The following is a 21,552-nucleotide window of genomic DNA, read 5'->3' on the forward strand; positions in this document are numbered from 1 at the left end:
GGCATCCCCGCCGCTCATGCCAGCATCCGCTCCACCGGCAGCACCATCAGGCCGCGCGCGCCGGCCTGCCTGAGTTCCTCCAGCCGCTGCCACGACACCTGCCCGTGGCACAGCGCCTGCAGCGCCAGCACGTCGCCGCCGTCGACCGGCATCACGGTCGGCGCATCGGCGTCGGGCAACATGCGGAGCAGTCCCGGCACCGCATCGCGGCGGGCCTGGAACAGCAGCAGGCGGCTGTCGCGTATCCGCAGCGCGCCCTCGATCCGGCGCGCCAGCATCTCCGCGAGCGCCGTGCGCGGATCGCCGGCGGCAAGGGCGCGCGTCGCCAGCACCGCCTCGCTGTCGAGGACGGTGTCGACGGGCTTCAGCCCGTTCGCCGCGAGCGTCGCGCCGCTGGACACGAGATCGCATACCGCATCCGCCTGCCCCAGCCGCGGCGCGATCTCCACGGACCCTGACAGCGTCACGATGTCGGCCTGCACGCCCTGCGCCTCCAGCCACGCACGCAGCAAGCGCGGATAGCTCGTCGCGACGCGACGCCCGGCCAGGGCGGCGACGCCATCCCAGTCCCACGCCTGCGGCACCGCCAGCATCAACCGGCAGCCACCGAAACCGAGCGCGCGCGCTTCGCCGACTCCTGCGGTGCCGTCGGGCAGGGCCTCGCGCAGCACGTTCCTGCCGACGATGCCCATCTCGCATGCGCCTTCGGCCAGCAGGCCGGGGATGTCGTCGTCGCGCACGAGCAGCAGGTCGACCGGGAGCGCCGCGCCATGGCAGAACAGGCCGTCCCGGTCCTCCCGCCAGGCCAGCCCGCAGGCGGCGAGCAGTGCCCGTGCCGGGGCCGCGAGGCGTCCCGACTTCTGGATCGCGATGCGCAGCCGCTCGCGCGCCGGCGAGGCGCCATCCGGGCTCACGAGCCGCCTCCCGCACGGCGGGCACGGCGGCTCGCTACGCCGTACCCCCCCGTGCCATGGCCCAAAGTCCGCGCCACGCGGCCGATGGTGGTCACGCTCACCCCGGTGCGGTCGTGGATGTCTCGGTACGGGTGGCCCTCGAGCAGCAGCGGCACCACCGACCAGCGGTCCGACAGGGCCTCCAGTTCGGCGGGCGTGCACAGGTCGACGAGGAAGGCGCGGACGTCGTCCGGCCTGTCCAGCAGGGCGAGCACGCGTGCGAGTGCCGCGAGCGCGGCGTCCGCGTCGTCCTGGGTGCGTGGCTGTCGCTGCTTCATGGGGCCGGGTCCGGTTCGCGAGGCGGCGGGGCCGCGTAATGTACTAATGCGTTAATACATTAGTCAATGTCCCAGGAGGGCCAGCGATTCCGTTCTGTAGCCTTGCGGCGGCACGAAGGTGCGCCCGCCGCCCTTGGGGGAGAGCCGATGTGTCCACGGCCATGACGGCCTGGCGGGTCCTGTTGTGCGGCTGGCTGCTGATGGCGGCCTGGCCGGCCCTGTCACGCACGGCGCCGGTGGCGCTCGCCCCGGCGCGGGAGACGGTGGACCTCGTCCCCCACATGGCGTACCTGCACGAGCGCGATGCGCGCGACGGCCCCGCGGCGATGTTCGAGCGGGCCGACGCCGGCGACTTCGTCCCGCTCCCGGAGGGCGGCCCCGCGTTCGGCTTCGCCGACGGCGCGTTCTGGTTCCACGCGACGGTCACCAACCGCGACCCGGGCGAGCCACGCTGGCTCCTGCTCCAGGAATACTCGCTCAGCGACCGGCTCGACCTGTGGGTGCGCTATCCGGACGGGCGCACCGTGCACATGGCCGGGGGTGACGCCCTGCCCTTCGAGGCGCGCAGCATCCGCTACCGCCACCCGAACTTCATGCTCGACCTGCCCGTCGGCCAACCCGTGCAACTGCTGCTGCGGGTGCAGAGCCAGAGTTCGATGCAGGTGCCGCTCAAGCTCTACACGCCCACCGCGTTCGCCGAACTGTCGCGCGACGCCCAGCTGGCCATCGGCGTCTACTACGGGATCCTGCTGGCGCTGTTCTTCTACAACCTGGTGCTGTGGGTCAGCCTGCGGGACGCCAGCTACTTCTGGTACCTGCTGCACATCACCGCGTTCGGGCTGGTGCTGTTCACCCTCAACGGCCTCGGCTTCGAGTACCTGTGGCCAGCCTCCACCTGGCTGGCGGACAAGTCCGTCCCGCTGACGATCTGCCTGGCGATGCTGGGCATGCACCAGTTCGCCCGGGTGTTCCTCGAGTTGCGCACGCGCTGGCCGCTGGGCAACCGGATCAGCGTCGCGGTGATCGCGTTCTTCGCCCTGCTGGCGATCGCCTCGCTGTTCCTGCCCTACGGCACGTCCACGCCGATCGCCACGCGCGCGGTCCTCGCCAGCGTGGCCTGGGTCGCGGTGGCGAACGTGGTGGTGCTGCGCCGCGGCTACCGGCCGGCGTGGCTGTTCCTGTTCGCCTGGGCCTCGTTCCTGGTCGGCACCTTCATCTTCAGCCTGCTGGCGTTCGGGCTGCTGCCCAAGACCTTCCTCACCGAGTACGGCGTGCAGATCGGCTCGGCGCTGGAGATGCTGCTGCTGTCGGTGGCGCTGGGCTACCGGTACGCGGTGCTGCGCAACGAGAACGAGCGCATCGTGCGCGACGCCAACGAGCTGCTCGAGCGCAACGTGCAGCTACGGACCCGCGAGCTGCAGAACGCGATGGCGAAGCTGGGCGAGGCCAACCAGCAGCTGCGCGAGTTCAGCCGCCTCGATCCGCTCACGGGCGTGTACAACCGCCGGCACTTCCACGAGTCGTTCAAGGCGGCGCTGGACGAGGCGCTCGCCGGGCAGCAACCGGTGGCGCTGCTCATCGCCGACCTGGACAACTTCAAGCAGATCAACGACACCCACGGCCACCTCGTCGGCGACGAGTGCCTGCGCTGGGTCGCGCACTGCTTCCATGGCGCGCTGACGCGGCGGGGCGGCCTGGTCGCGCGATTCGGCGGCGAGGAATTCGTGGCCGTGCTCCCGGGCGTGAATCCGCAGGATGCGCTGCAAGCGGCCGAAGCGCTGCGCGCCCGCATCCTCGAGGACAGCGTCAAGTCCGACGGGTGCCGGATCCGCCTGAGCGTGAGCATCGGCGTGCATGCGCTGGTCCCGGACCGCGCGTGGACGCCCGAGGAGGTCATCGGGCTCGCCGACGAGGCGCTGTACCGGGCCAAGCGCGACGGCCGCAACTGCGTGCGGCATTCCGTCAGCGCGGCCTGAGCGGCGGCGCCTTGCGCCGACGCGCCTGACTCAGCCTGCGCGGGCCTTGCGCGCCGCGTCGAGGAGCACGTTGCCATCCACCAGCGCGACGGCGGTCGCGACCTCGCCGTCCATCGCCCGGTCGCGCTCCAGGAACGGGATCCGGTCGCGCAGCGCCGCGTGCGCCGCGGCCACGGCGGCGCCGGCGCGGAACGGCGCGCTGCCGGCCAGTTCCTCGCGCAGGCCCTCGACCTCCTCCATGAAGACCGGACGCATGGCATGCGACGTGCCAGGCGCGTTCGACACCTTGCCCGCGAGCGCTTCCGCGTCCCCGCCCCGCGCCAGTTCGCGCGCCGCGTTGATCATGTCGATGCGGAAATCCAGCGCCTGCGCGGCGGTGTAGCACTCCAGCGCCAGCACCTTCCCCAGGTCCGCGGCCATCGCCAGCACGTGCCGGGCCTCGTTGGCGCCCATCGAGACGTGGTCCTCGGCGTTCGCGCTGGTGGGGATCGAGTACACCGAGGCCGGCATCGCCCGGCTGGCGAGGTCGTTGACGATCGCCGCGGCGGTGTACTGCACGATCATGTGGCCCGACTCGGTGCCGTCCTCGTTGCCGATCAGGAACGCCGGCAGGCCGTCGCTGGTGGCCGGGTCGACGAGCTTGTTGAGCCGGCGCTCGGAGATCGAGGCCAGCACCGGGATCGCCGCCTTCACCGCCGACAGCGCCAGCGCCAGCGGCATGCCGTGGAAGTGGCCGGCGGAGATCACCTGCTCCTCCACGTGCTCGGCCACCGCGTCCGGGAACACCAGCGGGTTGTCGGTGACCGCGTTGAGCTCGACCTCGAGCACGCGCGCGGCGTGCGCCACGGCGTCGCGCACCGCGCCGTGCACCTGCGGGATGCAGCGCAGCGAGTAGCTGTCCTGCGGCTGGTGCTTCTTGCCGCCGCGGAACGGGCGGAAGCGCTTGTAGAACTTCTCGCGGCCGTGGCGGCGGTTGGCCGGCACCCACTCCCAGCCGATGTCGAAGGTCAGCGCCTGCTGGTCGCCGGCGTCCCAGCTGTCGGGTTGCCAGCTGCGGTGGCGCGGGACGAGGTGGTACGGGATGTCGGCCAGCGTCGAGCCGTCGAGCAGGTCGCGCAGGTGGCCGGCGACGTGCACCTGGCCCGGATGCGGGCGCAGTGCGTGCACCTCCTCGCGGAACGCGCCCAGGCGCCCGGCGAAGGCGTCGATGGTCATCGCCGCGGCGAGATCCGCCGTGTCGAGCAGTTCCTCCAGCCGGTGCAGCGCCAGCACGCCGCAGGCCAGCATCTGCGCGGTGCCGTTGTTGAGCGACAGGCCTTCCTTGTAGGACAGCGTGACCGGCGCGAGGCCGGCGCGCTCGAGCGCCTTGCCGCCCGGCATCCGCTCGCCCTCGAACCAGGCCTCGCCACCGCCCAGCAGCACGATGGCCAGGTGCGACAGCGGCGCCAGGTCGCCCGAGGCGCCCACCGATCCCAGCTGCGGCACCACCGGCACCACGCCGGCGTTGAGCATCGCCGCCAGCGCCTGCAGCGTGGACACGCGGATGCCCGAGTGGCCCTTGAGCAGCGTGTTGATGCGGATGCACAGCATCGCCCGTACCACGTCCGGCGCGAACGGCTCGCCCACGCACACCGCGTGGGTGACGATCAGGTTGGTCTGCAGTTCCTCGTGCAGCGACCGACCGGATGACGCGACGTCCGTCAGTTCGTCGCGCAGCGGGTGCGCGCCCAGCAGCTTGTCGGCGTTGCTGCCGAAGCCGGTGGACACGCCGTAGATGGGTTCCTCGCGGCGGACCTGCTCGGCCAGGAACGCCGCGGCCTTCTCGACCGCACGCAGGGCGCCGGCATCGAGTTCGACCGGGGCGCCACGGGCGACGGCGACGAGCTGCGCGCGGGTGAGCGAGCGGCCGTCGAGGCGGATGGCCGGCTTCGTGCTCATCGGCCGCCCTCCTGGCGCAGGCCCCGCAGGCGGGTGGCGACCTCGGCTTCCGGCACTTCGAACTGCTCGCCGCTGGCGAGGTCCTTGACCGACACGGCATTGCGGGCGGCCTCGTCCGGGCCGCGCAGCACGACGAAGCGGATGCCCGCCTTGTCGGCGTACTGGAACTGCTTGGCGAGCTTGCGCGCCTCGAGCTGGGTCTCGACGTTGAGGCCGGCCGCGCGCAGGCGTTGCGAGAGCGCCAGCGCTTCACCGAGGCCCGCGTCCTCGAGCAGCGCGACCAGCGCATCGACGCTGCTTCCGGCGGTCGGCACCAGGCCGGCCTCGCGCAACTGCCAGAACAGCCGGGTCAGGCCGATCGAGATGCCCACGCCCGGCAGCCTGGACTTCGTGTAGTGGCCGGCCAGGTCGTCGTAGCGGCCGCCCGAGCAGATCGAGCCGATGCCCGGGTGCGCGTCGAGCACGGTCTCGTAGACCACGCCCGTGTAGTAGTCCAGGCCGCGGGCGATCGACAGGTTGATCGCGTAGCGCGATTCGGGGACGCCGAGCGCGCGGAGCTGGTCGAGGATCGCGCGCAGTTCGCCGCGGCCTTCCTCGAACAGCGCGCTGCCTGCACCCAGCGCGGCGAGCTTCGCCAGCGCGTCGTCATGGCCGGTCGAGCGCACCTGCGAGAACGCCATGATCCTGTCGATCGCCTCGGCCGGCAGGTCGTAGCCCTCGCCCGCCAGCGTGTCGCGCACCGCATCCGCGCCGCGCTTGTCGAGCTTGTCCAGCTCGCGCAGCACGCCGGCCTGCATTGCGGGGTCGGCGATGCCCTGCCCCTCGAAGAAGCCGCGCAGCAGCTTGCGGTGGTTGAGCTGGATGGTGAACGCGCCGATCGCCAGGCGCTCGAACACGGCGTGGATGACCGCCGGGATCTCGGCGTCGAAGCGGGTCGACAGCCCGTCCTTGCCGATCACGTCGATGTCGCACTGGTAGAACTCGCGGAATCGGCCGCGCTGGGCGCGCTCGCCGCGGTACACGCGCTGGACCTGGTAGCGGCGGAACGGGAACGCGAGGTCGTGCTCGTGCTCGGCCACGTAGCGGGCCAGCGGCACGGTCAGGTCGAAGCGCAGCGCCAGCTCGGGCCGGGCGTCGCCGCCCTTCTCCAGTGCGCCGGTGGACTGGACGAAGTAGACCTGCCGCTCGGTCTCGCCGCCGGTCTTGGTCAGCAGCACGTCGGACAGCTCGAAGACCGGGGTCTCGACGGGCAGGAAGCCGAAGGCCTCGAACGTGGCCCGGATCGCGTCCAGCATCCGCTGGAAGGCGACCTGGTCGCGGGGCAGCAGCTCCATCACCCCGGGCGGCGTGCGTGGCTTGATCAAGCGGTCGGCTCCGGCTGGCTGGCGAAGCTGCACAGTGTACCGGGCCGGTTCAGGCGGCCGGCCCCGGATGGCCCGCCACGCGGGGCCGGGGCACGGGGCGGTTGCCCCGGGGGCGTTGGATTCCCTACAATGCCGCGCTCGGTCGTCGGGGTGTAGCTCAGCCTGGTAGAGCGCTACGTTCGGGACGTAGAAGTCGCAGGTTCAAATCCTGTCTCCCCGACCAGTCCGATGCCCCATGGGGCAAGAGAAACCGGCCATTCGGCCGGTTTTTTCGTATGCGCGCGCCCTTGGTTCAGGGCGATGAATCGCTTGCACGGCGTTCGGATCGCCGTCCGGGATGGTATCGGCATGCTCGCCATTGGATTCCAATGAACACCCTGGAGCAGGAAGCCGCCCCGGAGGCGACGCCGCGCGACCGGTTGGACGCCAGACTGGCCGCGACCCCGGGTGACCCGACCGCGGCGGACCGGTCCGGCCGGGTCGCGCGCCCGAACCGGGGTGCCGACTTCGGGCTGGACAGCCCGATGCAGCCGACCCGCGGGTTCTACCTGCCCGTGCGCGTGAAGTTCGCGCTCGCCCTCCTGATCGCGGTCGCGTGGTGCGCATTGAGCGTCTGGCTTTCACTGCGTTGGCTCGACGACCTGTCGGCGTTGCTGGGGCGCCCCCTCGCGATCTTCGTGATCACGTTCATCGCCTACGTCCCCGGCTTCATGAACGCGTTCCTGCTCTCGAGCATCATGCTGGACCGTCGTCCGGAGCGGCGGCGGCTGGACCGGTATCCCGGCATCGCGGTGCTCGTCGCCTGCTACAACGAGTCGGACAACATCGCGGCGACCATCGAGAGCCTGCGCCTGCAGGAATACGCCGGCGCGATGGACGTGTACATCCTCGACGACGGCTCGACCGACGACACGGTCGCGCGCGCGAGGCAGGCGCTGGAACGTGACGTCACGCCGCACCCCCGCGGTGGCGAGCACCGCTTCCACGTGGTCACGGCCGACCACAACCGGGGGAAGGCGGCGGTCCTGAACCGCGGCCTCGCCCTCGTGACCCACGACATCGTGCTGACCATCGACGGCGACTCCTGGGTCTACGGCGACGCGATCGAGCGGATCGTCGAACGCTACCTCGCCGACCCGCCCGGCACGCGCGCGGTCGCCGGCTCGGTCCTGGTCCGGAACTCGCGGCGGAACTGGCTCACGGCCGTGCAGGAGTGGGACTACTTCCACGGCATCGCCGCGGTCAAGCGGATGCAGAGCATGTACCACGGGACGCTGGTCGCCCAGGGCGCGTTTTCGCTCTACGACCGCGAGGCCCTCGTGGACGCGGGCGGTTGGCCGGAATGCGTGGGCGAGGACATCGTGGTGTCCTGGTCGCTGCTCGAGGCCGGCCACCGGATCGGCTACTGCGAGGACGCGGTGGTGTTCACCAACGTCCCCGACCGGCTGCGCCAGTTCGCGCGCCAGCGCAAGCGCTGGTCGCGGGGGTTGCTCGAGGCGTTCAAGTCGCACCCGCGGCTGCTCTGGAAGCCGCGGCTGACGCTGCTTTTCATCTGGTGGAACGTGCTGTTCCTGCCGCTGGACCTGGTCTATACCCTCGCCTTCATCCCGGGCGTGGTGCTCGCGCTGATGGGGCACTACTACATCGCGGGCATCATGACCCTGCTGGTGCTGCCGCTGGCGGTGCTGTGGAACGGCATGATCTTCCGGGTCCAGCGGGCCATGTTCAAACGCCAGGACCTGCGGGTCCGGCGCAACGTCGGCGGCTTCCTGATGTACGTGCTCGCGTATTCGTTCCTGCTCCAGCCGATCTGCGTCTGGGGCTACCTCACGGAGTTGTTCGGCATGCGCAAGAACTGGGGCACCAAGTGACCTCGCCGATCGCATCGCGGCGCCCGGCGCGCCTCGCGGCGCTGGGGCTGATGCTGGCCGGCAGCTGCCACGCCGGGCAGGCGGTGCACACCGACCTGTTCGCATCGGACGACGCCGAGGACACGCAGGTGCTCCGGGCCGCGGTGGGCTGGGACTTCCGGTTCGAGTCCCCGGACGCGTTCACGGGCCTGCAGGCCGAAACCGTGCGCATCCGCCCGCAGGGCCAGGCGACGTGGACCGACGAGCGGCTCTATTTCCTGCATGCCGGCACGGCCCGCGACCGCCGCTGGCGGGTGCGCGCCGGCACTGACGGCGAAACGCTGCTCGGGTCCGCCAACCTGGTGCTCGACCGTGACCTGCGCCACGAGTACTTCGCCGAGCGCGAGATCCTGGAGACGCCGCTTGGCGTGTCGCGGCGGCTGTTCCACACGTTCGTCGGCGCCGCGCACGACATCCCCCTGTCGGACGACGGCCGCCACCAGCTGGCCACGGTCGCCGGGGTGCAGGACTTCACCGGCGACAACACGCGCGTGCACCTGCGCGCCCGGTACATCGCGGTCGTGGCGCCGGAGGCCGGGCTCAGCGCGCAGCTGCGCACGCGCTGGTTCCGCGACAGCACCCCGCGCGAGTTCGATTACTACGCACCCGGCTGGTTCGCCGAGGCGATGCCCGTGCTCCAGGTCCGGCGCTACCAGGGCGGCTGGCGATGGAGTGCGGCGGCGGGGATCGGTTGGCAGCGCGACGCGGCGTCGGACACCCGCCAGTCGCGCCTGTTCGAAGCCACGCTGACGAGCCCGCGCGGGGACGCCGGCAGCTACTTCGACGCCACGATGGTCTACACGAACACGCCCAGCTCGACCGGCGCCGGCTACGGCTACCGCCACGTGCAGCTGTCCTGGATCCTGCCGTTCTGAGACGGCGGCCGATTCGCGAACGAGTCCGCCACCGCCTCCCGCATCACCCCTCCACCCCCACCCCCGTAGGAGCGCCTCTACAGGCGCGATGCGCTTCGTTCGAGTCGCGGGGCACGCCATCGCGGGCGTAGGCCCGCTCCTACAGGGGAGATGGGCTGCAACCCCGGGACCTGCCGCGCGATGCGTTCGCCCATCCCTTGTATGCGCGCACCTCTGGGCGCGACCCCGCACCTGTCGGGTTCGCGGCGCAAGCCGTCGCGGTGCGAGCCCCGCTCCTACATGGGCGGAGCGGGCCGGCTTGGCGTCAGGGCCGCGCCCGGTCGGCCCATGCCTGGGCCGCGGAGAGGTGCAGGAGTTCATTGGTGCGGCGCTGCTCGGCGACCAGCTGCTTGAGCAGCGGCTTGATGCCGAAGATCGCGAACGGCACCAGGATCCAGAGCACGACGAGCAGGATCAGGAAGAGCGTGGCGAACAGCGACATGCCACCGGGGAAATCGACCAGGGTTCACATCCGTATGTGGGCGAGCCGCGAGGCTAGCCGGCGCATCGGCCTTCGAGGGCGACCCTGTAGGAGCGCACCTCGGGGCGCGACGCCGCGCCTGTCGGGTTCGCGGCGCAAGCCGTCGCGGTGCGAGCCCCGCTCCTACAGGGGCGGGTTGTCCGCGGGCGGCATCAGCCGCGCGGACGGTTGCCCTCCTCCCCTGTAGGAGCGCCTCTACAGGCGCGATGCTCTTCGTTCGAGTCGCGGGGCACGCCATCGCGGGCGTAGGCCCGCTCCTACAGCGTCGGGATTGCCTCAAGGCGCCGCGCGAGGGCGTCCAGGCGCAGGTCGGCGTGGGCGCCCGGGGAGGTGCGGGCGTGGAGGCTGGCGGCGGCGTCGCCGTCGGGCCAGTTGGCGGGGTCGGCGGCCTGGCGGTAGGCGTCGCGGAACGGGGTGCCCGCGCGCGCGAGGTCGACGGCCAGGTCGGTGGCGTACATCGACCGGTCGAGCGCCGCGCGCATGGCGTCGAGCCGCCACTCGAGGTTGCGCAGCAGGTCGGGCAGCAGCTCCAGCGCGCCCAGGCCGCGCCCGAAGCCGTGGACGATCGCGCCCTTCGAGGCCTGCAGGTCGCGGTGGTAGCCCGACGGCAGCGACAGCAGTTGCTCGATCTCGGTGCGCGCGGCCGCGACGCTGGCATAGCTCGCCCGCATCAGCTCGACCACGTCCGGGTTGCGCTTGTTGGGCATGATCGAACTGCCGGTCGTGTACTCGGCCGGCAACGCGACGAAGCCGAATTCGGCGCTGGTGAACAGGCTCAGGTCCCAGGCCACCCGGCGCAGGTCAAGCACCGCGGAACCGAGCGCCTCGATTGCGGCCAGCTCGAATTTGCCGCGCGAGAGCTGGGCGTAGGTGGCGGCGAGCTGCAGGCGGCCGAATCCGAGTGCTTCGGTGGCGAAATCACGCTCGAGCGGCAGGTTCACGCCGTAGCCGGCGGCGCTGCCCAGCGGGTTGGCGTCGACCCACGTGCGGGTGTCGCGCGCGCGAACCGCGTCGTCGATGAAGGCCTCGGCCCAGCCGGCCCACCACATGCCCAGCGACGACACGACCGCGCGCTGCAGGTGGGTGTAGCCGGGCAGCGGCACGTCGGCCTCGGCACGTGCGCGCTCCAGCGCGATCCCGGCGCATGCGCGGCAGGCGGCCTCGACGCGCGACAGCCGGTCCTTGAGCCACAGGCGCGTTGCGACCAGCACCTGGTCGTTCCGGCTGCGGCCGGCGTGGATCTTCTTGCCGGGTTCGCCGAGGCGCTCGACCAGCCGGGCCTCGATGGCGGAGTGGCCGTCCTCGTAGCGGTCGTCGAGGACGAAGCGGCTCTCGGCGAAGTCGGTGTCGAGCGCGGCCAGCTCGCGTGCGATGCCCTCGTATTCGTCCTTCGTGAGCAGGCCGATGCGCTGCAGGCCTTCGGCATGGACGCGGCTGGCGGCGATGTCGAAACGCAGGAACCCGCGGTCGAGCATCACGTCGTCGCCGGCACAGAAGCGCTGGATGCGTTCGTCGACGCGGACGCCGGGCTTCTGCCAGAGGAGGTCGGTCATCAGGGTCTCCGGATGCAAGGACATGGTTCGATCGCCCCCCTGTAGGAGCGCCTCTACAGGCGCGATTCCGCGGCATCGTGGCGTGCCTTGTGGCGCCGGGACCGAGGATGGCGCCGGCGCCGGGGGCATCGCGCGCGTAGGCGCGCTCCTACAGGGGGCGTGAGGAATCCCGCTGTAGGAGCGTCTCTACAGGCGCGAATCCGCGGCATCGTGGCGTGCCGCGCGGTGTCGGGGCCGGTGGTGGAGCCGGCGCCGGCGCCATCGCGCGCGTAGGCGCGCTCCTACAGGGGGGGGAGTTGGACGGTTCGCGTCAGGGGGTGGTGGGGATACCGGTGGTTTCGGGGAGGTGGAAGGCGAGGTTGAGGTTCTGGAGGGCCTGGGTGGCGGCGCCCTTCAGGAGGTTGTCCAAGGTGGCGACGACGACCAGCCGACAGCCGTCGTCGGACAGGGTGAGGCCGCCGATCTCGGCGTGGTGTCGCCCGGCGATGCGGCTGACCCACGGCGCGTCGTCGAGCACGCGCACCAGCGGTTCGTCCGCATAGTGCTCGCGGTAGCGCGCCACCACGGCTTCGCGGGTCGCCGCTTCGCGCAGGTGCAGGTTCGCGGTCACCATCAGCCCCCGGAAGTGCGGCGCCACGTGCGGCATGAACTCGACCGGATGGCCGAGCCGGCGGCTGGCCTCGCGCTCGTGCACGTGGCCGGCCAGCGCATACGGCATCAGGTTGTCGCGCAGCCTGTCCGGATCGTTGCGGTCCGAGGGCGTGGTGCCGGCGCCCGAGTAGCCGGACACGCCGAAGCACTGCACCAGGCCGTCGAGCACGTCGCGCATCGGCGCCACCGCCAGCTGCATCGCGGTGGCATAGCAGCCCGGGTTGCTGATTCGAGTCGCCCCGGCGGCGCCATCGCGGCCCAGCTCGGGCAGCCCGTAATGCCAGGAATCGTCGAAGCGGTAATCGGCCGACAGGTCGACGATGACCGTCCCGGGCGCAGCCGAGTCGATCGCGGCCACGAACGGCGCCGCCTTGCCGTTCGGCAGCGCCAGCACGATGGCGTCGACGCCCTGCCCCGCGGCCGCCTCGGGCCCGTACGACACGTAGTCGAGATCGCCTGCGTAGTCCGGCTCATGCGCACGCAACGCCTGCCCCGCCCGCTCGCGCGACGACACGAAGGCCAGCTCGAAACGTTGATGCCCGTCGACCAGGCGCACGAGCTCCGATCCCGTGTGGCCGCGCGCGCCGACCAGGCCGATGCGGATCGGGTCAGCCATCGGCCCGCTCCGCCAGCAATGCGTCGAGCCGCGCACGCACGCCGGGCCACTCGGCATCCGTGATCGAGAAGCACACCGTGTCGCGCACGCTGCCGTCCTTGTGGCGCAGGTGATTTCGCAGGATGCCCTCCTGCACCGCGCCGAGCCGGGCGATGGCCTTGCGCGACGCCAGGTTGGCGGTGCTGGTCTCGAACGCCACGCCGATGCAGCCCAACACCTCGAACGCGTGCGCCAGCAGCAGCCGCTTGGCCTCGGAGTTCAGCGCGGTGCGCTGCACGCGGCGCGCGTACCAGGTGTAGCCGATCAGCAGCCGCGGCGTGCCCGGGTCGAGCCTGTAGTAGCGGGTGCTGCCGACGACGGCGCCGGCCGCGTCGCGCACGACGAACGGCATCCCTTCGCCGGCGTCCCGTGCGCGCAAGGCCGTGGCGACGTAGGTCGCGGTCTCTTCAGGGCGAGGCACGGTCGTGTAGTTCAGAGCCCACAGCGCGCCATCGGCCGCGGCGGCCGCAAGCGCATCGACGTGGTCCATCGACATGGGCTCCAGCGACACGTGCCGCCCCTGCAAGGTGGGTGTCTCACGCCAGGCGGTGGATCGGGTGGCGTCCATGCTCATCCCTCCAGCGTCACCGGCCGCCGGGCACAGTGCGCCGCGCAGCGCGCGACGTCGTCCAGGTCGTCGATCCCGATCCAGAACACCCGCCAGTCCTGCTGCCGCAGGTGGCCATCGGATTCGGCGTAGTAGAACGGATTGACCGGGTTGCCGTGGCGCGAGCGCCAGAACAGGCGCGGCACCTCCGCGCGCATCGCCAGCCACACCGCGCGGCCCAGGCCCTCGCCCTGCGCGTCGTCCAGCACGGCGAACTTGTCCAGGTAGATGCCCGCGTCCTCGTCGGTGAGCAGGACCGCGGCGCGGTAGTGCTCGCTGACGTAGGCGCGGTGAAGTCGCGTGCGGTCGAAGTAGTCGGTGGCCAGCCGTCGGCCGAAAGCGGACTCGATCAGCCCGCGCAGGCGGTCCGTGTCGAGGTCGTCCCACCGATCGGCCACCAGGATCCTCTCGCCACGCCGCACCAGCGTGCCGGAGCCCTTGTGGGTGAACAGCTCCTTGGCCAGCTCCGACGGGCGCGTGATCGAGACCGACGAGGACTGCGGCAGCCCGTCCAGCAGCGCCTTGACCTGCTGCAGCTTCACCCGCATCCCGCCCTCGATCCACGGTTCGCCCATCAGCCGGTCGTACTCGCTCGACAGGTTGATCGAGTCGATGACCTTGCCTTCCGGGTCCAGCAGCCCGCCCGTGCCGGTGAGGAACACGATCTTGTACGGCTGCAGCGCCTGCACCAGCTCGTTGGCGGCGAAGTCGGCGTTGATGTTGAGGATCTGGCCCTCGGCGGTCTCGCCCAGGCTGGCGATGACCGGGATCGAGCCGGCGGCCAGCGCGGCCTCCAGCGGCGCGGATTCCACGCGCACGACGCGGCCCACCAGGCCCAGCGCGTCGCGGTCGATGTACTCGGCCTCGAACACGCCCGAGACGATCGAGGTCGCGCGCGCGTCGCTCGCATGCAGCGCCTCGACCAGCCGCAGGTTCTGCGCGTGCACCACGCGGCGCACGACCGCCAGCGCCTCCGGCGGCGTCACGCGCAGGCCGTCGACGGTGCGCTTGTCGACGCCGGCGGCGGCCAGCTCGGCGTCGAGCTGCGGCCCGGCGCCGTGCACGACGATCGGCGTCAGCCCGACGTCCTGCAGGAACGCGAGCGACGAGGCCAGCGCTTCCAGGTCGTCGCGCAGCACCGCGCCCCCGACCTTGACCACGGCGAAGCGCGCCGCGTCCAGCTGCGAGAAGCGCTTGAGGTACTGGTGGATCTCCTTGGCGCTCGCCATGGAGGACAGCAGCCGGACGATGGTCTGGCGGGTCTGGGGATCGTGGGGGGCGACGGCGTTCATTCGTTCGTGGCGGGCGGGCGGCGGTCAGGCACCGGTGGAGAGGATGCGGACGATGGACCGGGCGTAGCGCTCGAGCTGCTCGAGCGACACCCATTCGTCGGCGGTGTGCGCCTGGGCGATGTCGCCCGGGCCGTACACGATCGCGGTGAGGCCGGCGGCCGAGAACAGCGAGGCCTCGGTCCAGAAGTCGACCGCGTTGCCGATCGGCAGGTCGAGCGCCTCGGCGAGGTCCCTCGCGGCCAGCCGGCGCGCCTCGGCATCGGCGATGTCGCCGGCCGGCAGCGGTGGGCCGCGGAAGGTCTCCTTATAGCGCTCGATCGCACCGGCCTCGACCAGCCCGCCGAACCGCAGGTGCAGGTCGTCGACCGGCATCGACGGCAACGGCCGGAACCCGAAGCGCAGCTCGGCGGATGGCGCGATCACGTTCGCCTTGATCCCGCCCTCCACCCGGCCGATGTTGAAGCGCAGGCCGGTCAGGCCACCGAAGCGCTGGTGCGCCTCGTCCTCCACCAGGTCCAGCGCGCGGCTGCCCCAGCGCATCGCCTGGTGGAGCGCGCTCGCCTGCAGTGCGCCGGCGCCGCTGGCATGTCCGGCCTGGCCACGGAAGCGCATCAGCACCGAGCTGATGCCGCGGTGCGCGAGCACGGCCTCGCAGTGGGTGGGCTCGGCCACGATCGCCTCGGTGAAGCCGTGGTCGGTGGCCAGGAAGCCGGCGATGCAGCGCGCGTCGTTGGCCTCCTCGTCGCTGGAGAACAGGAACGCGGCGTCGCCAGTGGTCGCATTGGCCGCCGCCACGAGGCCAGCGGCCGCGCCCTTGATGTCGCAGGCGCCCAGGCCAATCGCGCGCCCGTTCTCGACCCGCAGGCGATGCGGGTCGGCGGTCCACGCCGGCGAATCCGGCACCGTGTCCAGGTGCACGTTGAACACCCGCGTGGGACGGCCGCGCACGGCCAGCAGCGACACGGCGCCGTCGCCGTGGTCGGTGACGGTGCACTTGAAGCCCGGCAGCGCGCCACGCAGGTGGTCGAAGATCCCGCCGGTGCCGATCGCACGCGGCGGGTTGCGGGTGTCGAACGACACCAGCGCCTCGAGGTACTGGAGGATGGCATCGATCATTGGCGGACCCGCCGTTGGGGACGCACCACCTGCCGTCCCGAACACACGACCTGTCGTTCCGAACCCACGACCTGTGGTTCGGAACGCACCGCCTGTCGTTCCGAACGCAGTGAGGAACCTGCTTCATCGCCCGGCAGCAGGAAAAGCAGGTCCCTCGCTTCGCTCGGGACGACACGGGGCGCGGCGACTTGCCCGAAAAGCAGGTCCCTCGCTTCGCTCGGGACGACACGGGGCGCGGCGGCTTGCCCGTAAAGCAGGTCCCTCGCTTCGCTCGGGAGGACAGCATGGAAATGGCGCGCGTTCATTCGGACTTGTTCACCTGCGCCCAGAGCGTGCTGCTCATGCCGAACAGGCGGATGAAGCCCTCCGCCTCCTCCACGCCCCAGTCGGCCGACTGGGCGTAGGTCGCGCCCGCCGAGCGCAGGATGTGCGGCGAGCGCACCTCCACCGCCTCGACCGTGCCGCCCTGCGTCTCCAGCACCACCTCGCCGCTGACCATTCGCTGCGAGGACCGCAGGAACGCCTCCAGGTCCGTCTTCAGCGGATCGTGGAAGAAGCCCTCGTACACCAGTTCCACCCAGCGTCGCGCGACATCCGGCTTGAACCGGTTCTGCGGCTTGCTCAGCACGGCTTCCTCCAGCGCGCGGTGCGCGGCCAGCAGCGCGGCCAGGCCCGGGGCCTCGTAGACGATCCGGCCCTTGAGGCCGATGGTGGTGTCGCCGGTGTACATGCCGCGGCCGATGCCGTAGCGGGCGAACTCGCGGTTCAGCCGCGCCAGCAGCGCCGGCCCGTCGATGGCCTGGCCATCCAGTTCCACGGCCTCGCCTTCGACGAACCGGATGGTCATGCGCAGCGGCTCGGCCGGCCACCCGGCGCGCGGCGCGCACCATCCGCGGGCACCCGCGCCCGGCGCCCGCCATTCGTCGATCTCGCCGCCGGACAGCGTCACGCCCAGCAGGTTCTCGTTGATCGTGTAGGCCTGCTGCTTGGCGCGCACCTCGAAGCCGCGCTCGGCCAGGTACGCCTGTTCGTACGCGCGGGTCTGCGTGTGTTCCTTCTGGATCTCGCGGATCGGCGCCACGATCTCGTAGTCGCCCGACGCCTTCACCGCCAGGTCGAAGCGCACCTGGTCGTTGCCCATCCCGGTGCAGCCGTGGGCGATCGCGCGGGTGCCGAGGTCGCGGGCACGTGCCAGCGCCGCGTCCACGATCAGGTAGCGGTCGGACACCAGCAGCGGGTACTGGCCCTGGTAGCCCTCGCCCGCCCACACGAACGGCTTGACGAAGCCGTCCCAGATCGCCGGGCCGCCGTCGACGGTGACGTGCGAGGCGACCCCGAGTTCCTTCGCGCGCGCCTCGATGTACGCACGCTCCTCGGCATCGACGCCGCCGGTGTCGGCGAACACGGTATGCACGTTCCAACCGCGCTCGCGCAGCCACGGCACGCAGAAGCTGGTGTCGAGGCCGCCCGAGAAGGCGAGGACGATGTCTTTCTGGCTCATGGGAACGGGATCCGGGGCAAGGGGTGCAAAGGGTCAGGAATCCACGAGGGCGGCCATCACCGCCTTCTGCACGTGCAGGCGGTTCTCGGCCTCGTCGATGGCGATGCAGTCGGGCGAGTCCATCACCGCGTCGGTCGCCTTCACGTTGCGCCGCAGCGGCAGGCAGTGCGAGAAGGCCGCGCGGTGGGTCAGGGCCATCTTGGCCTCGTCGACGATGAAGTGGCGGTGGCGGTCTCGGATCGCCTTCTCGGCGTCCCACCGGCCGAAGAACGGCAGCGCGCCCCAGCTCTTGGCGTAGACCACGTCCGCGCCGGCGTAGGCCGTCTCGATGTCGTGGCTGACGGTGAGCGAGCCGCCGTGCGCGGCCACGTTGTCGCGCGCCCAGCCCATGTAGCGTTCGTCGAGCACGTAGTCCGGCGTCGGGCACAGCAGGGTCACGTCCATGCCCATGCGGGTGGCGATGGTGAGGGCGGAGTTCGCCACGGCGGTGTTGAGCGGCTTCGGGTGGTAGGTCCAGGTCAGCACGTACTTCTTCCCCCGCAGGTCGGACGTGCCGAAGCGCTCGCGCAGCGCGAGCGCGTGCGCCAGCTCCTGGCAGGGGTGCGTGATCGTCTCCATGTTCACCACCGGCACCGGGCTGTGCGCGGCGAACGCGCGCAGCACGCGGTCCTCGCGGTCGACCGACCAGTCCTGGAACTTCGGGAAGGCGCGCACGCCGATGATGTCGACGTAGCGGCCCAGCACCCGCGCCACCTCCGCGATGTGCTCCTCGGCCTCGCCGTCCATCACCGCGCCGGCCTCGAACTCGATCGGCCACGCATCCTTGCCCGGCTGCAGGACCACGGCATGCCCACCGAGCTGGAAGGTGCCCAGTTCGAAGCTGGTGCGCGTGCGCATCGACGGGTTGAAGAACACCAGCGCGACGCCGCGCCCGCGCAGCTGGTCGCCGAACGGGCTGGCCTTCAGGCGCGCGGCCTCGTCGAGCAGCGCGTCGAGGTCCGGGCGGGACCAGTCCTGGGTGTTGAGGAAGTGTCGTGGCATGCGGGGGCTCCGGGGGATCGTCGACCTTGCAGGTGGATCGCCGGGCCCCTGGAACGCAAAAGCCCAGCACGGTGGCTGGGCTTGTCGTGGGGCACGCTTGGACCGCGTTGCGTGCGAACGGCTACCCGGCCGGATGTGGCGTCGGGCGTCGGCGCGCGCGCGAGGTCATGCCCGCCGCCATGCGGGCGGAGGTCAGGATGTCGGCGTCGGCGCGGAGGGCGTGCATCGGGCGCGCATCCTGCCACGGGGGCGGTTTGCGCGCAATCGGACGCGGCGCGGCCCGTCCGGGCACGGCTCAGGGCTCGTCGACGGCACCGACCACCGGCGTCACCGAAACCCGGATCCGGACCAGGTTGCCGGGGTCCTCGGGCAGGCGGGACCGGTACTTCGCGCCCTTGTAGACGTAGTCCACGTCGTAGGCGATCGGCCGGCGGAAGCGGCGTTCGACCTGGACCATGTCGCAGTCGGTGGCATTGTCCGGGCGCGCGGGAACGCTCCTGGGCTCGCCGGCGGCGGCGTCGCCCGCCAGCACGCCGCGCACGGCGTCGACGAAGCGTTCGAACCGGCCCTTCTCCGCCCCGGCCGGCTCGATCACGACCACCCCGCCGGGCGTTTCGCAGCGCTCTTCCATGCGCGTGGCGTTGAGCGTCTGGTACACGGGCCGGGCGCGGATCACCTGGGCGTGGTCGTAGCGGACATCTTCGGCCTGGACCACGCTGCGCTGGGCGAGTTGCTGTGCGCTTGCCGCGGCGGACGCCAGTGCGAGGCACAGGGCGAGCGGGAGGACGCGGCGGATTCGCGGGGCGACGGGCACGGGCATAGGACCGGAAGTGTATGCGCTGGCGACACCGGCGGGCTGAACCCCTCCTGTCACCGGCCCGCGCCACGGCTAGACTATCGGGCCGTCGAAGCCGGCCTGCCTATGAGCCTGCGCCTGTACAACAGCCTGACCCGGCGCCTCGAGCCATTCGTTCCACTCGATCCGGCGTGCCCGACGATGTACGTCTGCGGCCCGACCGTGTACGGCTACGTCCACATCGGCAATGCCCGGGGCCCGGTGGTCTTCGGAGTGCTGGCGGCCCTGCTTCGGCGCCGGTTCGGCGCGCTGCGCTACGCCCGCAACATCACCGACGTCGACGACAAGATCAACGCGGCCGCGCGCGAGGCGGGCACGCCGATCACCGCCATCACCGACCGCTTCGCCGCCGCCTACCGCGAGGACATGGCGGCGCTGGGGGTGGAGGGCGACTTCGCGCCGGACGTCGAGCCGGCCGCCACCGCGCACATCGGCGAGATCATCGCGATGATCGAGCGGCTGATCGAGACCGGGCATGCGTACGCGGCCGAGGGCCACGTGCTTTTCTCGGTCGGCAGCTTCGATGGCTACGGGAAGCTTTCGCGCCGCGATCCGGAGGAGATGCTGGCCGGCGCGCGGGTGGACGTGGCGCCGTACAAGCGCGACGCGGGCGACTTCGTGCTGTGGAAGCCGTCCACCGACGACCTGCCGGGCTGGGATTCGCCCTGGGGTCGCGGGCGCCCGGGCTGGCACATCGAATGCTCGGCGATGGCGGCCGCCCACCTGGGCGAGACGATCGACATCCATGCCGGCGGCGTGGACCTGCAGTTCCCGCACCACGAGAACGAAGTGGCGCAGAGCGAATGCGCGCACGGCGGCAGGCCGTTCGCCCGCTGGTGGCTGCACAACGGGATGCTCAACCTGGCCGGCGCGAAGATGTCCAAGTCGCTGGGCAACATCGCCAAGGTGCACGACCTGGTGCGCGCGCATCCGCCCGAGGCGCTGCGGCACGCGCTGCTGTCGGCGCACTACCGGCAGCCGCTGGACTGGTCGGATGCGCTGGTCGAGCAGAGCATCCGCACGCTGGACCGCCTGTACGGCACGCTCCGTGAACTCGCGGACGTGGAATGCGGCGGCGCGACGGCCATTCCACCGGGCGTGGAGTCCGCGCTCGACGACGACCTCAACACGCCACAGGCGCTGGCGGAGGTCGCGCGGATCGCGGCCGAGGCGCGCAAGGCCGCGGAGGCCGGCGAGCGCGCGCGGCTGAAGGCGGAGTTGCTCGGCGCGGGTCGCGCGCTGGGGCTGCTGCAGCAGGATCCCGCGGCGTGGTTCGCCCGCGGGGCGTCCGGCGAGGATGACGCGCGGATCCAGGCGCTGGTCGACGCGCGCGCCGCCGCCAAGCAGGCACGCGATTTCGCGCGGGCGGACGCGATCCGTGCCCAGCTCGCCGACGAAGGGATCCTGCTGGAAGACACGCCGCAGGGCGTGCGCTGGACCCGCCGCGCGTGCTGATCCCGCCCGGGCGCCGGCGCCATCGCGCGCGTAGGCGCGCTCCTACGGGGGTCTTGGGCGTTGGTGGCGAGGCGGCCAGTTCGCGCCGCATGTGGGCGTGCGCGTTGCGTCGGGCGGCGATGGCATGCACCACACACACCCCGTAGGAGCGCCTCTACAGGCGCGAAGCCCGCGCCAATCCGACGCGCCACGCCGACACGGCCACCGTGATCCCGCCGACGCCTGCGCCATCGCACGCTCCGTCGCGCGCCGCACGGTTCGCGGCGAAAGCCGTCGCGGTGCGAGCCCCGCTCCTACAAGGGCGCTCGGATCCTGTAGGAGCGCCTCTACAGGCGCGAAGCCCGCGCCTTCCTGTCGTGCCACGACGACATGGTCGCCGTGATCCCGCCGACGCCTGCGCCTTCGCACGCACAGTCGCGCGCCGCCGGGTTCGCGGCGAAAGCCGTCGCGGTGCGAGCCCCGCTCCTACAGGGGCGCCCCGATCCTGTAGGAGCGCACCTTGGGGCGCGAACCTGCGAATCGCGCGGCGCGCGGCGGTCTAAAATGGCGGGATGGCCGACACCCCCTTCCCGCTCGAACCGACCGCCGCCGAGGCGCAGGCCGCGATCCGCGACGAGTTCGCCTTCTTCGGCGACTGGTCGGAGCGCTACCAGTACCTGATCGACCTCGGCCGCAAGCTGCCCCCGTTCCCGGACGACCTGCGCACCGAGGAGCACCGGCTGCACGGGTGCCAGTCGATGGTCTGGATCGTGCCGTCGGGTGACGCCGGCCGGCTCGATTTCCGGGCGATCAGCGACTCGGCCATCGTATCGGGCCTGGTGTACCTGGCGCTGCGCGTCTATTCCGGCCGTCCTGCCGACGAGATCCTCGCGACCGACCCCGACTACATCGCCGACATCGGACTGGCGAAGCACCTCTCGCCGACCCGCAGCAATGGCCTGGCCGCCCTGCTGGCGTTCATCCGCGAACGCGCGCGGGCCGCTGCGTGAGTCCGCCCTCCGGGAGCGGGGA

18 protein-coding genes and 1 tRNA gene are annotated in these 21,552 nt (G+C 71.6%); 6 read left to right on the forward strand and 13 right to left on the reverse strand.

The window, feature by feature from the left end; translation table 11 throughout:
• Window positions 1-14 precede the first annotated feature (14 nt).
• Window positions 15-914: an ATP phosphoribosyltransferase gene (hisG, locus tag ACYU7H_RS01120; RefSeq protein ID WP_460811795.1), complete on the reverse strand. Its 900-nt coding sequence runs from the start codon at window positions 912-914 to the stop codon at window positions 15-17.
• Window positions 911-1,231 (reverse strand): YerC/YecD family TrpR-related protein, encoded by a 321-nt coding sequence (locus tag ACYU7H_RS01125; protein ID WP_460811797.1) that lies wholly within the window; start codon window positions 1,229-1,231, stop codon window positions 911-913. The genes hisG and ACYU7H_RS01125 overlap by 4 nt, the downstream gene beginning before the upstream one ends.
• Before the next feature lie 161 nt (window positions 1,232-1,392).
• On the opposite strand from ACYU7H_RS01125, the gene ACYU7H_RS01130 reads away from it, so the two are divergent.
• Window positions 1,393-3,207, forward strand: a complete 1,815-nt coding sequence (locus tag ACYU7H_RS01130; RefSeq protein ID WP_460811799.1) for a sensor domain-containing diguanylate cyclase — start codon at window positions 1,393-1,395, stop codon at window positions 3,205-3,207.
• 30 nt (window positions 3,208-3,237) lie between these two features.
• Here the strand turns inward: ACYU7H_RS01130 and ACYU7H_RS01135 are convergent, their stop codons facing one another.
• Entirely contained in the window at window positions 3,238-5,145 is a 1,908-nt protein-coding gene (locus ACYU7H_RS01135) for an HAL/PAL/TAL family ammonia-lyase (protein ID WP_460811801.1), read from the reverse strand.
• Window positions 5,142-6,509 carry a histidine--tRNA ligase gene (gene hisS / locus ACYU7H_RS01140; RefSeq protein WP_460811802.1) on the reverse strand — a complete coding sequence of 456 codons (1,368 nt, stop codon included), beginning with the start codon at window positions 6,507-6,509 and terminating at the stop codon, window positions 5,142-5,144. The genes ACYU7H_RS01135 and hisS overlap by 4 nt, the downstream gene beginning before the upstream one ends.
• Window positions 6,510-6,655: 146 nt before the next feature.
• Between hisS and ACYU7H_RS01145 the strand changes: the two genes are divergently transcribed.
• The 3 genes from ACYU7H_RS01145 to ACYU7H_RS01155 all read left to right on the forward strand — a co-directional run bounded on the left by ACYU7H_RS01145 (window position 6,656) and on the right by ACYU7H_RS01155 (window position 9,294).
• Window positions 6,656-6,732, forward strand: a tRNA-Pro gene (locus tag ACYU7H_RS01145).
• Window positions 6,733-6,877: 145 nt separating this feature from the next.
• Complete coding sequence (locus ACYU7H_RS01150; RefSeq protein ID WP_460811803.1) at window positions 6,878-8,380, forward strand: glycosyltransferase family 2 protein; 1,503 nt, start codon at window positions 6,878-6,880, stop codon at window positions 8,378-8,380.
• Complete coding sequence (locus ACYU7H_RS01155; protein ID WP_460811805.1) at window positions 8,377-9,294, forward strand: hypothetical protein; 918 nt, start codon at window positions 8,377-8,379, stop codon at window positions 9,292-9,294. The genes ACYU7H_RS01150 and ACYU7H_RS01155 overlap by 4 nt, the downstream gene beginning before the upstream one ends.
• 304 nt (window positions 9,295-9,598) lie before the next feature.
• Here ACYU7H_RS01155 and ACYU7H_RS01160 read toward each other — a convergent pair whose 3' ends face one another.
• The 9 genes from ACYU7H_RS01160 to ACYU7H_RS01200 all read right to left on the reverse strand — a co-directional run bounded on the left by ACYU7H_RS01160 (window position 9,599) and on the right by ACYU7H_RS01200 (window position 19,050).
• On the reverse strand, window positions 9,599-9,775 hold the full coding sequence (locus ACYU7H_RS01160) for a hypothetical protein (RefSeq protein WP_460811806.1): 177 nt from the start codon (window positions 9,773-9,775) through the stop codon (window positions 9,599-9,601).
• A gap of 296 nt (window positions 9,776-10,071) precedes the next feature.
• Window positions 10,072-11,367, reverse strand: coding sequence for an argininosuccinate lyase (locus tag ACYU7H_RS01165; protein WP_460811808.1), 1,296 nt, complete (start codon window positions 11,365-11,367; stop codon window positions 10,072-10,074).
• A 310-nt stretch (window positions 11,368-11,677) separates the two neighbouring features.
• A complete protein-coding gene (gene argC, locus ACYU7H_RS01170) occupies window positions 11,678-12,634 on the reverse strand; it encodes an N-acetyl-gamma-glutamyl-phosphate reductase (protein WP_460811809.1) in 957 nt (318 codons plus the stop codon).
• Window positions 12,627-13,241, reverse strand: a complete 615-nt coding sequence (locus ACYU7H_RS01175; protein ID WP_460811811.1) for a GNAT family N-acetyltransferase — start codon at window positions 13,239-13,241, stop codon at window positions 12,627-12,629. The genes argC and ACYU7H_RS01175 overlap by 8 nt, the downstream gene beginning before the upstream one ends.
• A 2-nt stretch (window positions 13,242-13,243) precedes the next feature.
• A complete protein-coding gene (locus ACYU7H_RS01180) occupies window positions 13,244-14,572 on the reverse strand; it encodes an acetylglutamate kinase (protein WP_460811813.1) in 1,329 nt (442 codons plus the stop codon).
• A 24-nt stretch (window positions 14,573-14,596) separates the two neighbouring features.
• On the reverse strand, window positions 14,597-15,688 hold the full coding sequence (locus ACYU7H_RS01185; RefSeq protein WP_460811815.1) for an acetylornithine deacetylase: 1,092 nt from the start codon (window positions 15,686-15,688) through the stop codon (window positions 14,597-14,599).
• Between the two features lie 301 nt (window positions 15,689-15,989).
• Window positions 15,990-17,189 carry an argininosuccinate synthase gene (locus ACYU7H_RS01190; protein ID WP_460811816.1) on the reverse strand — a complete coding sequence of 400 codons (1,200 nt, stop codon included), beginning with the start codon at window positions 17,187-17,189 and terminating at the stop codon, window positions 15,990-15,992.
• Window positions 17,190-17,222: 33 nt separating this feature from the next.
• Complete coding sequence (locus ACYU7H_RS01195) at window positions 17,223-18,230, reverse strand: N-acetylornithine carbamoyltransferase (RefSeq protein ID WP_460811818.1); 1,008 nt, start codon at window positions 18,228-18,230, stop codon at window positions 17,223-17,225.
• Window positions 18,231-18,525: 295 nt separating this feature from the next.
• Window positions 18,526-19,050 carry a hypothetical protein gene (locus ACYU7H_RS01200; protein WP_460811820.1) on the reverse strand — a complete coding sequence of 175 codons (525 nt, stop codon included), beginning with the start codon at window positions 19,048-19,050 and terminating at the stop codon, window positions 18,526-18,528.
• A gap of 102 nt (window positions 19,051-19,152) precedes the next feature.
• Here ACYU7H_RS01200 and cysS point away from each other — a divergent pair, with 102 nt between their 5' ends.
• Window positions 19,153-20,541, forward strand: coding sequence for a cysteine--tRNA ligase (gene cysS, locus ACYU7H_RS01205; RefSeq protein WP_460811821.1), 1,389 nt, complete (start codon window positions 19,153-19,155; stop codon window positions 20,539-20,541).
• 551 nt (window positions 20,542-21,092) lie between these two features.
• Window positions 21,093-21,530 (forward strand): SufE family protein, encoded by a 438-nt coding sequence (locus tag ACYU7H_RS01210; protein WP_460811823.1) that lies wholly within the window; start codon window positions 21,093-21,095, stop codon window positions 21,528-21,530.
• The last annotated feature ends 22 nt before the right edge of the window (window positions 21,531-21,552 follow it).

Source organism: Luteimonas pelagia, assembly GCF_054776035.1.

Coding starts and splice junctions, on each gene's coding strand:
- ACYU7H_RS01195 (WP_460811818.1), bottom strand. CDS start 18,230: ATGCCACGACACTTCCTCAACACCCAGGACTGGTCCCGCCCGGACCTC.
- ACYU7H_RS01130 (WP_460811799.1), top strand. CDS start 1,393: ATGACGGCCTGGCGGGTCCTGTTGTGCGGCTGGCTGCTGATGGCGGCC.
- ACYU7H_RS01135 (WP_460811801.1), bottom strand. CDS start 5,145: ATGAGCACGAAGCCGGCCATCCGCCTCGACGGCCGCTCGCTCACCCGC.
- ACYU7H_RS01160 (WP_460811806.1), bottom strand. CDS start 9,775: ATGTCGCTGTTCGCCACGCTCTTCCTGATCCTGCTCGTCGTGCTCTGG.
- ACYU7H_RS01185 (WP_460811815.1), bottom strand. CDS start 15,688: ATGATCGATGCCATCCTCCAGTACCTCGAGGCGCTGGTGTCGTTCGAC.
- ACYU7H_RS01210 (WP_460811823.1), top strand. CDS start 21,093: ATGGCCGACACCCCCTTCCCGCTCGAACCGACCGCCGCCGAGGCGCAG.
- ACYU7H_RS01200 (WP_460811820.1), bottom strand. CDS start 19,050: ATGCCCGTGCCCGTCGCCCCGCGAATCCGCCGCGTCCTCCCGCTCGCC.
- ACYU7H_RS01125 (WP_460811797.1), bottom strand. CDS start 1,231: ATGAAGCAGCGACAGCCACGCACCCAGGACGACGCGGACGCCGCGCTC.
- ACYU7H_RS01165 (WP_460811808.1), bottom strand. CDS start 11,367: ATGACCGACCTCCTCTGGCAGAAGCCCGGCGTCCGCGTCGACGAACGC.
- ACYU7H_RS01175 (WP_460811811.1), bottom strand. CDS start 13,241: ATGGACGCCACCCGATCCACCGCCTGGCGTGAGACACCCACCTTGCAG.
- argC (WP_460811809.1), bottom strand. CDS start 12,634: ATGGCTGACCCGATCCGCATCGGCCTGGTCGGCGCGCGCGGCCACACG.
- cysS (WP_460811821.1), top strand. CDS start 19,153: ATGAGCCTGCGCCTGTACAACAGCCTGACCCGGCGCCTCGAGCCATTC.
- ACYU7H_RS01150 (WP_460811803.1), top strand. CDS start 6,878: ATGAACACCCTGGAGCAGGAAGCCGCCCCGGAGGCGACGCCGCGCGAC.
- ACYU7H_RS01190 (WP_460811816.1), bottom strand. CDS start 17,189: ATGAGCCAGAAAGACATCGTCCTCGCCTTCTCGGGCGGCCTCGACACC.
- ACYU7H_RS01180 (WP_460811813.1), bottom strand. CDS start 14,572: ATGAACGCCGTCGCCCCCCACGATCCCCAGACCCGCCAGACCATCGTC.